The sequence below is a fragment of the Endozoicomonas sp. ALB115 genome, from assembly GCF_049310245.1.
Lineage (GTDB): Bacteria > Pseudomonadota > Gammaproteobacteria > Pseudomonadales > Endozoicomonadaceae > Endozoicomonas.
This window is the reverse complement of the sequence record NZ_JBLYZG010000094.1, coordinates 1-11,664: the sequence shown is the minus strand read 5'-3', so window position 1 is coordinate 11,664 and position 11,664 is coordinate 1. Positions and strand designations below refer to the sequence as shown.

Sequence of the window (11,664 nt, the reverse complement as noted above, 5' to 3'; positions counted from 1 at the left end):
ACTGGACTATGAACAGCGGGGTGGTCACACAAAAACAGCAGGGTGGGTCACATTTGAACAGCAGAGGTGGTCAGTTTGGACAGTGCCACTACCCCTGTAACAAAACTGCCTCAAATGAAGCCAGGGGAGTGATTGATAGCTGGTTTCAGCAGGTCATCAATGAATACCAGGGTCAGGAACCGGGATAGCGCACTCAGGCAGGCTCGGTCCGAACCTGCTTTTGCAGAAACGCATGCACCGAACCTTTTGCCGTACGCCCCAGTTTCTGCATCAGGTTAAACGGTACGTCAAAAAGTTGATATTGCTCCCCCAAGTCTTCCAGCATACGTAACCAGAGATGGGCGGTCATTTCTGCATCGGCCAGTGCCCGGTGAAAAACACCATCAGTCGGTAGTCGCTTATATCGCACCAATGTTCCCAGTTTATGGTCGGGAGCGTTCTGGTATAGTCTCCGCGCTGCCAGCATTGAGCAGGCAAAGGCACCGGAATATGCAGAGCCTGCCAGCACCATCTCATTATCCAGAAACTTTTTGTCAAACGATGCGTATGAGCCACCAGGTTATGTTTACCCACAAAGCTGGCAAACTCCCGGGTCACCGATAAACAATCCGGCGCGGATTTCAACATGGCATTGGATATACCGGTATAACTGGAAATAAAGCCATTAATCAGAAAACCCGGGTTCATTAGCTGCTGAAAACGGTCAGTTATCCTGCCATGTTCGATCAAAACTGCACCGATCTCTATGGCTCTGTCACCCATATTGGGCGACAATCCGGTTGTCTCAAAATCCAGGACAACAACGGTATCTGCGTTTTTATGGCTCATCAGTCTTTAGCCTGAATATAAATCATTCCCTGGAAATGAGTATTCCTAATGATATTTACTGCCAGATTACCGCAAGGCCGCAACAATATTCAGGAAAACCTCACAACCACACACTATAACATATTGATATTACATCAAATAAAAGAATTACCACAGAATGAAATATGCTTAACGTCTGTCATTGATAAAAACCGGACACCTTTGTTGAAATATTATCAGACACGTTTATCGAAAACTTTCCGGACATATACCCTGACAAAAATAGAGGAAGCGGACACTATTTATGAAAAAAATGGTGTTAGAATGCCTGACTCACAGGGCATTCCGGACACTATTTTGAAAAACAGGCGGACACTTTTTGTGATCACGGACACCAGTATGTGACTTTTAGCATAACCCCCCCATCTTTCGTCTTTATGGTGGTAACCACCAAATCTACTTCTTGATTCTTTGAACTTTCGGCAACTTTATGCTTGTGAGTTTGAACTTTCATCTTCTGTTTTCTGCACTTTCCGAAACTTTATACTGGGAACTTTCGCGATATTTATGTTGGATTTTTCATTATTAATTTCATCCAAGCACTTGAGTAAATTTTGGGCACACAAAAAAAGCACTCTAATCTGAGCGCTTAATGAGATTTTTTTTAAAATCGGGAGGTAGAATAGAAACGTTCAGTGACGAGATATGAGTCTTAGCTGGCCTGCCACTCCTTCATGGCCCGCCCCCATAATCGAGTGAAATCTTTGTACCGAAATCCATGATACTCAACCATACGACACCTGACTTTGTTATAACTGGGCACAACTCCTTCCTTCTCGAGATCTACAATGATCTTCGATATCTGGTCAGTAAATTGATGGTATCGGTTATCACTCACCACCTTTCGCAAACTTTGATTTTTTTGCACCACAGCACGAGTCAATTCAGGAAAGTGATAAGAAAGAAAACTAACACCCGCCTTCAGCTTGCTGGCAATTTCCGGCAATGGAGTAATTTTTTCTGATAAAGCATAGGTCTGCAGTCGTTTTTCAATCTCCTCCATCTCCAGTGACGAGTTAAACACTTTTCGAACAGTTAATCTGGCCTCTGTCAGCTTCGGTGCAATATCCTGGTGATTCACCAATAACTGTGACGGCAAAACATTCACTGCCAGGCAAAAATCAAGAAAGCTGGTAAGCGTTGGTCGATAACGACCAGACACCCATTGCGAAATCGTTCTATCAGAGAAGCACACGGCTTCGGTCAACTTTGTCACAGCACCGCACCCGGAACGATTGACAACCATCATCACCCCATCCTTAAATTCCTGACTGACATCAATCTCCAACAATTGATGACGGCACTCAAAAAGGTCATAAAAATATTGTTCCCTGGAAGTCACCTCTCTGGCCTCACCTCCCATATAACCGAGAAAACCACCGCACTGAGTACACCAGCCAACCCTTCTTGATGAAGGAAGCGCCTGCTGGGTGGCGCCACAATCCGGGCATTTACTTACGAGCCTCAACTGATGAACAGGACAGCTTTTCACTTCCATAAGGGAAAAAACCAGCGGATCATAAACAGGCGTTGATTGTCGTATAGCATCCAGATAACACTCAGGGCACCAATGTTTTTCCTGCCGGATAACTCCTTTACCCATTGAATCAAACAGCCCCCTGAACGGCATCATCGTATGTTGTTCCAGACCTTTCATACCAGTAAGTCTCGACAGAGCCTCACCGTACTTTTTGGCATGATTCCGATAACTATTCAGCACCGAAAGCCCATCTTTGGAAAATAACGAATTTCGGGCAGCCCCAAAACCAGCTTCAGGATTTACCACATAGTCGATGAAAAACCTTGGACTACAGAAGTTCTTCAAGGAAATCCGGTTTATCAGACTACTCAGCGCCTCTACCATAAGCGCTCCTGGTGAAATCCCTTTGACTGGAATTAAACGACTACTCGAAACCTTCATGAAGTACGTACCTCCTTACGCTACCTTATCCCTGCCAGGCTTGCGCTCACCAGGCTTTGTCGAGCCAGATTTCGATTCTTTTTCAGGCTCCCCCATCAGAATACTCCAGACCTCATCCATACTTACCGAATTAATCAAGGCCTCACCCGCCCTGATATCTTTGGCAATGCGCTTAAGCGCTATTGGCTCCAAGCGCTCTACTTCAAAATCTTTCCAGCTGACATAATCTCTATTGTCGTTAAGCGCACGGTTGAGCGCTCTCTCCATCCACTGTTTCAATATGCCCACGCAACCACAGGAACCAACAAACAGATCTTCCAGCCTACCCATAACACCGTCGGATAATTTCGCCGGATAAAAAGCAAACAAAGAAAGGAATGCTTCTTCAAAAGCTTCAATATCGCCACTTGAACTGGCAAGGTAAGGTGAGAAATTAATGACTTTGGTTCGTCTGGCCAGCTACCCACTTCCTTCCAGAAACCTCAATAATTCATAATTCCCATCCATAACCAGCTTGAGCTCCCCCTTGTTGGAGATGGACTTCAGGGTTTCCATATAGAGATTCATGAGGTACTCATCCCTACAACTCATGAGAAAATGGTGCGCCTCATCTACAAACAAATAGCGCACCTGGCGAGACTCAATCGCCTCCTCCATCGCGCTCATCAACTCCTGCTCCGAGTTTTTACGGGCAAGTACTTTCTGCATTTCTTTAATGGGAAATCTTGAGCTGTCACTCAGCATCAAATTCCGTCTGGTCATACCAATATCGACACACTGAATCAGAATCGATCTGGCAAGAGCGCCCCACTCGAACTTCTTACTGCGAGGACTTCTCACCTCTTCATACAATACCGGTATTTCCGGGCAATTCTCCTCCAGGGTCGTTGCATAATGAGCTTCCAGCTTTTCATACTTCCTGTGATGCACCATTGATTTACCGACCCCGGTAGCACCTGGGATAAGGATGATCTGATTTGCGTCAGACGCCAAAGCCAGGTCCAACGCTTCTGACACCTCCGTCAAACGCGGATGAGTGACAATACCCTCCGTTTTGAAGTAGCTTTTCCTGCTCTTCGAATCGCTGGCAAGAATACTTTCAGGGACAGCACACTTAGGTGATAAGGCAGCTTTCTTTGCCATTAGAATTTCTCCGGTTTATGGCTTGATGGATCCATCTTCTTATTGAACAACCCTTTTGAGGGTTTTAATTCAGTCTGAACAACAACCTCAGCTTCACGCTCAATCTCCCCCTTCAGCTGAGCTTCCTTGCTATTCACAAGGGACTGGGCTGCCTGATGGCTTTCCACGACATCATTTGCCGATTTCGTCTGAAAAAAGCGTGCAGCACTGATCTCTTCACGAGAAAAAACATCGTGATATTTATCTTCCTGCTCACGGCGACAGGCAAGAATCCACTCCCCCCCCAAACAGACTGCGATATAGCTATTATCCATTGGGTCATAACGGATCGGGACACTCTTCCCAACCCACTTGGGATCATTAAGCTTCTTATGCGAAAAGAGCTTGTTATTAAATTTCACCCCTCTGCTAACCAGAATTTTTCGCATCAGCTGACTGTCTTCAATGAGTGTCAATGCCAGGAATTCCTCACTGTATTCAATATTCCTGACATCTCTGACGCCATGTTTTTCAATACTCTCACTTAGAGCCGTGGCTGGAGAAATCCCCATGGCACTATGAGTTTGGTTTATATAGAGCTGAAAAAGAAAACTCTCGAGCGCTTCTTTAAGCCTCTTGATATTCCAAAGTGCCAACCGGTAAGGATTAACCTCTTTGCTCATCTGGCGAATATTTCTGGTATTCTGTGTATTGCCCTCCATTTTATAAAAAAAGGAGGTATTAAGAGTGCCGAACATCCGCTCAATCAACGAACCGACTTTCGCCTTACCTGTGCGATCTATGATCGTGACACCATATCGGGCACAAAGTTTCTGGAAGTACACACTTTTAAACTCAGCCCCACCATCCACTACCAGCTCTTCAGGGAGCCGCCCGTTACGTCGTACACAATCTCTAACCACCATCATCAAACTGGCTCGTGACGGGTTATCAAAAGACAAATAAACTCCAAGTGGTGCGCGGCTATAGGCATCAATCATCAATGAAAGCCAGATTCGATTCACATTTTTTTTCTTTGCTTTGATATGCTCTCTAGCCTCTTCAGCACTCAGAACTCTCAAAGTAGACAGGTCAATCAACGTATGATCAGTATGCGCTCTCTGATATGCCCGCTCACCATGAGGATCAGAAGTATCAATTGAGGGATCCAGACCCGGCCGCAAATTATTAGCAGCTTTTGAACCATGACGAGGCAGTGCTAATTTATGCGATTGATGAGCAAGAATTCTCTGCCTGAATGTTTCCAGACAAACAGTACCAATACCTAATTCCGCACACTCAGCATCAAAGCTCGCATGGACATCACTAATATTTTTAACCGTGGGCGTTTTGAATTCGGTCTCAATATACTTTTCAATTAGCTCCTCAGTCTGCTCAGAAAACCTCTTCGATCGATTACCCTTGCCAGCATCATCATCCAACAGGCCGTAATAACCACAACCGAACCTTATCTGTGCCTTTTTATAGCGCCTATGGTAATTACGTACACCTGGCGCAGGGCTCCGGTCTTCACCTGAAGGGTAAAATTGCTATATGAATAGTGGTCAATACGAGGCTGATCATTACCAGTAATCACTTCAACCATGACAGAGTTGCTGGGGGCATCAAGAGACAGCACCCTCCAATAGCTATCACCATGACGGTATTGGTTACCAACTTTTATTTCATGGACATTCGAAAACAACAGGTCAGAAGCAACCATCGACCTTTGCTTGTTAATGAAACTTCTTTTCACCTCATCAGAAGCAAACAAATGGCACTTAGCAGGCCTTGATAAACGCTCGTTATCCAAATCTGCAAGCAATCGTCCCTGCCCAACCATCCATAAAATGTCATCAACCTTAACTGAATCGTGATAACCCAGAAGATCTGATACCGAGATCACTTGCTGTTCACGAACAGTTTTAAGCACAGCTTCCTGTCGTTCCTCATCAACCGCTGATGATCTTCCTCTCATAAAATCAGCAACATGACAGGCGTTATCAATTCTAATAGTTTTCTCACGGTTCCTGATGAAGAACTTATGACCAAGACCAGTGCCTTCAAGAACTTCATCAATGGCAGGATACATCCAGTCGCCATCTTCCAGCTGATAACGTCCTGGATGCTTTTGACTAAGCTTAATAATTGTTTCATCAGAGTCCTTGCACTGAATGAAACCAATAAAGTCTTTACTGATCACAAAAAAATCGGGGGTGTAGTCAATTGATCTCAACACTCCATTTTTATCAGGAGCCTTGATTTTAAATTTACGAGGCTGGCACCTGAAAAGAGTGATGTCACTCGACTCTCAAGTTTCTAATGCACGAGTGTTTGATATTCAGGCAAACGATACTTGAGTGAAGCAGTTGGCATCATTCTCCCCAGCTCCCTGCCCGCCATATGCTTGCTGGATATTCTCACTGGCCGGTAGTCTTCCAGAGACTCCGTCAGCTTCTTGAACTGCTCCTGAGGATTTTCTGACTCCACAACTGTCCGGATGATATCCAGCAACGCATCGATTCTGAGCTTCTCGACCAGACAGCCAACGGTAAGCGCAGGCTGCTTGTGTTCCAGGCGGGCAGATTGTTCAGGATGAAGGAGCAACATATGGTCACACAGCACGCTCAGGATCACGCCACGCTCAGACCCTTCAATGCCTTGCTGCAAGGCTCTGTTGCACCAGCCTTCATGAAGTTTCCAGTCCTCAAAGAACACCTCGATCAACCACCTCAGCGTGTGAAGCCGGGCAATATCATCATGACGCCAGGAAACATCCGTGGCGGCCAGATAGCGATAGTCGTCCTCTCCCTCGTATTTCAAAGCAATAATAAATCGCTTCTGCCCATGGGCTTTGACCTTGAGACGGGCAGACAATACCGTCACCTTTTGCTCCTTTCCTCCTCGTATGACCAGCGTTTTTTTAACGCCAGGCCCGAGATAACTGTCAAAATAGGTCTTCAAATTAACTTCTTTGTTTTTGTAGATCACCGTCTGGTTCCAACGGAGCTGGCTAACCACCTGTGTTCCCGAGAAGACTGAGGAAGCTCCATCCATAAAATGGGCATCACCATAGAGAGCATCCGCCAGGATGCCGGTGACGTTTATATCAGGAAAGTGCCGTTGGAAAGCCTGAATCATATCCAGTGCCAGTAGCTGTTTTGTTGGGTACTCACTGTTGGGCTTTGGCTTGGGAGGCCGATCCTTTGGAGGAACTCCCTGTTTTTTCAACAAGTCTCTTTTCTTCCGCCATTCGGTCATCTTCGGGTCGGGCATGTAGAACCGGAAGTCAATGGGAATGGTCACCAGCGGAGTTTGTAAAACCAGAAAGACCAGCTCCTGACCGTTGACATAACCACTGGTCTTCTTCTCCCTGATCTTGTGGGTCTTGCCTATCTTTTTGGTTCGTTTGCATCGTGAGCGCCCGGTGTCGTCAATGAGAAGATTTCCCTCTGATAAACCATAGCGGTCAATAATGACGAGAACACTAATGCGTAGCAGTAGATGCCAGACAATTTCGGATCGGTAAAACATCCACCATAAGGCGGCTGATGTGTATTGGCCAAGGCTTCGACGTTCCATGGTTGCCCAACAGAGCTTCTGCGTCAGAATCATTGCCGAAATGACAAATGCTAGAAAATAGCGTTGCTTGATAGTCAGTCGCTGAGCTTGCGGATCACGACGTAAAGCTTGATCGAGATGATCAATAAATTGAGTAGCGCAGGGAAGAATACGTATGAGCATGGTTACATGAATGTTGCCAATACATTACTTTGCAACCAAGCTTGGTACAGTAGGCCTCCTGTTGCCACGATGAAGACTCTGCGCAGCTAAAGTCCGAGTAGCAGCAGTGAGACCTGCTCAAATTTGACCCAATAATCAGACTAAAACTTTAGAGTCGAGTTATACCGGCACTATCGGGCATACGACCCTTGTTGGTCTGTACGGATGTATAAGCAGGATCAACGCTGACAATGATTCTACCAAGGGTATTTAGCGGAACATCTTCGGGAAATAACCTATTTCGATTGAAGTTGTCGAAATCAAACAATGCGTTCTCGTTTTTGATCAAATTCCATGAACCCATCAACAGAGCCTGTTGTTGTTCTATTGGAAGAGCACTCAATGAATCTCTGTAGTCTGTGTCAGCAAGATAACGGTTATCGTCTAGGGAACCTGTTAAGAATGTAAATGACAGCGCAGATTTCTTATATCTATCGTTCTTAGTCTTCTCTGGATGACGAGCTTGAAGAACGTCTTGTTTCTCATCAAAATCAAACGATTCACCTGTAGCAACAAAGAATGTCTTCTTACCATCCATTGAAGGTCTGATGGTTCCGTTCGGAGCAAGGTATTCACCTTGTTCGAGCATATCTTTCAGGAAGTGGTGAGGTTCTGGGTTACATGTAGCAGAGATCAACGCTAGCTGTCTCGCTACAGCGTTATTGCTGTATGGGAATCTGTTTCTCGAAGTCAAATAGAAAAATGGAGCTTTATCAATTTGGCAAATCTCCTCTGCAAGCACATGTGAGTACTCGTTGCCCTGATGACTGAGCATATTATCTTCAGATATGTAATCCAACATAAATGTGGAACCATCAGAATATTCAATAGAACCTTTCTTAACGAAAACATCACCACTATTGATTAGTGGCTCATACAGCTTCAAAGCGTCTTTCCAGACCCCACCTGATCCAGAAGCACCATAAAGGTCTCGGTGCTGAGCACGAACCATTATCTGAGAATAGTTTTTAATTGGTAGGAACTTAATTGTAGAGGCTAGATTCGTCCAAGTTTTACCAACTCCTGCTCCACTGCCCATTCCTAACCATTTAGAATGGTTGTTAACACGAAGAACTCGATTTGTCCCTAACTCATAAACTGGGATGTTCATGGACAGAGCATTGAATTGCATCCCTTCTTGGGGAACCAATAACATGATGTCTTTCTTGAAATCGGTGAAGATATGCTCTGTTTTCTCGGTTGCCCAGACAATAGGAAGTTCTTCAAATGTTCTACACCAGTGATTGAATCGAGTGAAGTTACATTCCTTCTGGGCTTTGATGATTCTGCGATAAACATCAATTAGAAGCTTGATCTTCTTCTTGTTTGGAACTTTATTCAGTTTATGAACAGCTTGTTTCTTCTGTTCTTTTGATAGTTCGTCTCTGGCAATCTTATCTATTAATTCCCAGAGACGTTTTGGGATTTTAGTTCTCATAATATCAACTCCAATGAGCTGACATTAAGCCAGCTCCCATTTCTCAAATTCAACTTCTGTGTTCTTTTCGAAACCAAGTTCGATCAGAGCTTCAACCAATCGTTTCTTTTTCTGAGAGGTTTCCTTCCCAAGCCAAGCCAACTTTGATTCCTCGATTTCAAGAGGATAAGCGAGTGCCTTATCAGAAACTGTCAATTCACCACGCTCGATTGCGATTTTCAGAATCTTACCAACATCCTTGAAATGAATTCCCATCTCGTTCAGTTGTTCGATCTTCTCATCTTTAATACGATCTTGTTCTGTCTCAAGGGAATCCGTCCAAACGATTTCACCTCGACGCAGTTTACTTGCCAAAAGGCGACCAGCAATCAAACGTCGCACTGACTCACCAGTCTTTGCCCAACTGCAATGTTTCCAAGCCCCAAGAGACATAGCATTGACACCCTGTTTGTTCTTGTGGGTGAATGCATTGATAGGAGCTGCTTCTTGAGCTGGTTTCTGTTCTACAGAAACAGACTTCTTTACAGGGATTGGTTCAGCACGACCTTCTAACACAGCAATTTGGAATTCCAACGCTTCAACAATTTGGCTATTGTTAACTCTATGTGCTCCAGTTAATGATTTCTGGAACATCAGATCACGCTTTAGTTGTTCCAGCTTAGTTAATTCTCTCATTCTTTTTCTCCGACTTCTTCGATAACCACAATTTCTAGTTCATGGTGATTGATCCAGTGATCTATTGAGTGGTTTAGGTATTCTCTGAAAGGAACATCCAGTTCGATATTCTTTTCCTTCTCTTTCTGCAATTCGCAGATTCGTTGTTCGTGGTATTCCTTGTTTCGGAATAGATCATACTTCCTTGCCATTAACTTCCTCGTATTTTGCACTTATTCTTTAATTGGTGGAAAGTTCCTCATCGAAATGAGGAACCATTTAATCAATCAGACAGAGACCACTTACCAGCAGCAATGATTGCTTCTTTGTGTCCTTGTTGATAGACAGGCATAAGATAGATTGGAGTTGTTCCCTGAACTTGGATTTCTCCCATTAGCACATGTTTTGCCCCATTCTGAGGAACACCGAGGTCTATTGTGACGCCAGTTTGAAACGTCATGGTCACTTGACTTGGGGCAGACGCGTAATAAATTGCGTATTCTTGTGGTTCTCCCGACAGGGTCTGACCAGTTGCTCCCGGATTTACAACGATATAAAAAGTTCTGTTTGCAGCCATTATTGGCCTCCTATAATTTGATTGGTTGTTCTGTGCCGTCTGGATTCTGAAGGTAATAAATGATCCGACTACGACAATAATGAACAGGTGGAAATGATGGTGGCATTTGCTGACCGGAACTGAATACTCCATTCAATCCCTTAACACGTTCACCATTAAGATTTTGGCAAGTTTCTGTAGTTTTAGAGTCGAGTGTACTGTCCCATATTTTCCACACAGTTTGATTTGGTTTCTTGATGCTCTGTACAGCTGACTTCTTACCAAGCTCTTTGGCTCTAGTTCCTTCAACTGTTCGCATCAAGTTCGTTTGTTGATTCACGAAACTTTTATTTCTTCGACTCATCTCAGCAATTATTTCAGTGGTTGTCTTGCCGCCATCCACCATTTTTTGCATTGCTTTAAACATCTGGTCAGATTTCTTTTTGGTCACACCAGCAAATTGCTTGAGAATGCGTTGACGAGTTCTCGTGGAAACATTAGCAAGTTTCAGCTTTGTGCTAACCTTCTTTATCGACTTAATCGAATCAGTTAAATGAACTGTCTGGAAGTATTCAACCCACTTCTGAGCTTGCCTTAGTATTGCAGGAGAAGCAGCGGTAACTGCAACTCCATTCAATTTACCAATCCGCTTCGCTTCTTTATTTATCTTGACTTGATAGAGTAGAAACAAAGCGGCAACAATAAGAAGTGTTTCAGCAAAGGAGTCATCATCTACAGAATCTGGGTCTTCAGCTAACTGCTCAACCATATCAATAGTAATTTCTGACTGCATGGCTTCAACAAGCTGAGGAAGGAATTCTGAAAAATTATCCATCTTTCACTCCTAGTAGTTGCCAGATTGCAGTTCGCCATATTGCTCCACTAAAGAGGAATCAACGTCCTCTTTGTATTCTTCAATAACTTCATCTTCTTTACCTTCAAGATCAGGATATGATTCAGAAACATTGTCGTATGAACCACTAAAATCAAGTTTTTCTTCTTCCAGTTGAGGGATGTTCAACATGTTACGAGAATACATCTCTAGAGAAGGATCAGGGGTCAACGCTTGACTACCAACCAAAGAAGCAATTGCTTGTGCATAAGCAGTAATGGAATCCATTTGAATAGATTCAAACTCAAACACTGGAGCCAATGACAGGTCGATCTTGTTGAGTTTAAGCAGTTGCTTAATCATCTGTTTGTTCACAACAGATGCTAAGTCCTTTAGATACCAGCTACTCCCGATGAATACACGTCAGCTGCCACAACCAGAAAACTGACATACTCATAATTTCTGAAAACACAAGAGAACCCTCAACTTTC

General features: G+C 44.1%; 13 protein-coding genes and 1 pseudogene. 1 reads left to right on the top strand and 13 read right to left on the bottom strand.

Annotated elements, in window-relative coordinates; translation table 11 throughout:
• Nucleotides 1-188, top strand: a 188-nt coding sequence (locus ACO6VE_RS22790) for a hypothetical protein (protein ID WP_422463628.1), incomplete at its 5' end; no start/stop codon positions are given.
• Between the two features lie 5 nt (nt 189-193).
• On the opposite strand, the gene ACO6VE_RS22785 is transcribed toward ACO6VE_RS22790, so the two are convergent.
• The 13 genes and pseudogenes from ACO6VE_RS22785 to ACO6VE_RS22725 all read right to left on the bottom strand — a co-directional run bounded on the left by ACO6VE_RS22785 (nt 194) and on the right by ACO6VE_RS22725 (nt 11,548).
• The gene (locus tag ACO6VE_RS22785) at nt 194-349 is read right to left on the bottom strand and encodes a hypothetical protein (protein ID WP_422463630.1); all 156 of its coding nucleotides are present in this window, start codon (nt 347-349) and stop codon (nt 194-196) included.
• Between the two features lie 45 nt (nt 350-394).
• A pseudogene (locus ACO6VE_RS22780) lies at nt 395-762 on the bottom strand (PolC-type DNA polymerase III); the annotation flags it as partial.
• 757 nt (nt 763-1,519) lie between these two features.
• The gene (locus tag ACO6VE_RS22775; RefSeq protein ID WP_422463626.1) at nt 1,520-2,788 is read right to left on the bottom strand and encodes a TniQ family protein; all 1,269 of its coding nucleotides are present in this window, start codon (nt 2,786-2,788) and stop codon (nt 1,520-1,522) included.
• A 15-nt stretch (nt 2,789-2,803) separates the two neighbouring features.
• Nucleotides 2,804-3,157 carry a hypothetical protein gene (locus ACO6VE_RS22770; protein ID WP_422463624.1) on the bottom strand — a complete coding sequence of 118 codons (354 nt, stop codon included), beginning with the start codon at nt 3,155-3,157 and terminating at the stop codon, nt 2,804-2,806.
• A 90-nt stretch (nt 3,158-3,247) separates the two neighbouring features.
• The gene (locus ACO6VE_RS22765; protein WP_422448539.1) at nt 3,248-3,931 is read right to left on the bottom strand and encodes an ATP-binding protein; all 684 of its coding nucleotides are present in this window, start codon (nt 3,929-3,931) and stop codon (nt 3,248-3,250) included.
• Nucleotides 3,931-5,352 (bottom strand): DDE-type integrase/transposase/recombinase, encoded by a 1,422-nt coding sequence (locus ACO6VE_RS22760; RefSeq protein WP_422463622.1) that lies wholly within the window; start codon nt 5,350-5,352, stop codon nt 3,931-3,933. Before ACO6VE_RS22760 ends, ACO6VE_RS22765 begins: the two co-directional genes overlap by 1 nt.
• A 26-nt stretch (nt 5,353-5,378) precedes the next feature.
• Nucleotides 5,379-6,113 (bottom strand): hypothetical protein, encoded by a 735-nt coding sequence (locus ACO6VE_RS22755; protein ID WP_422463620.1) that lies wholly within the window; start codon nt 6,111-6,113, stop codon nt 5,379-5,381.
• Between the two features lie 116 nt (nt 6,114-6,229).
• Nucleotides 6,230-7,654 (bottom strand): transposase, encoded by a 1,425-nt coding sequence (locus tag ACO6VE_RS22750; protein ID WP_422447689.1) that lies wholly within the window; start codon nt 7,652-7,654, stop codon nt 6,230-6,232.
• A 148-nt stretch (nt 7,655-7,802) separates the two neighbouring features.
• Complete coding sequence (locus ACO6VE_RS22745; protein WP_422463618.1) at nt 7,803-9,131, bottom strand: terminase large subunit domain-containing protein; 1,329 nt, start codon at nt 9,129-9,131, stop codon at nt 7,803-7,805.
• 24 nt (nt 9,132-9,155) lie between these two features.
• Complete coding sequence (locus ACO6VE_RS22740; protein WP_422463616.1) at nt 9,156-9,806, bottom strand: hypothetical protein; 651 nt, start codon at nt 9,804-9,806, stop codon at nt 9,156-9,158.
• Between the two features lie 262 nt (nt 9,807-10,068).
• A complete protein-coding gene (locus ACO6VE_RS22735; RefSeq protein WP_422463614.1) occupies nt 10,069-10,362 on the bottom strand; it encodes a hypothetical protein in 294 nt (97 codons plus the stop codon).
• Nucleotides 10,363-10,372: 10 nt separating this feature from the next.
• Nucleotides 10,373-11,176 carry a hypothetical protein gene (locus ACO6VE_RS22730; protein WP_422463612.1) on the bottom strand — a complete coding sequence of 268 codons (804 nt, stop codon included), beginning with the start codon at nt 11,174-11,176 and terminating at the stop codon, nt 10,373-10,375.
• A 9-nt stretch (nt 11,177-11,185) separates the two neighbouring features.
• Entirely contained in the window at nt 11,186-11,548 is a 363-nt protein-coding gene (locus tag ACO6VE_RS22725; RefSeq protein WP_422463611.1) for a hypothetical protein, read from the bottom strand.
• Nucleotides 11,549-11,664: the final 116 nt, after the last annotated feature.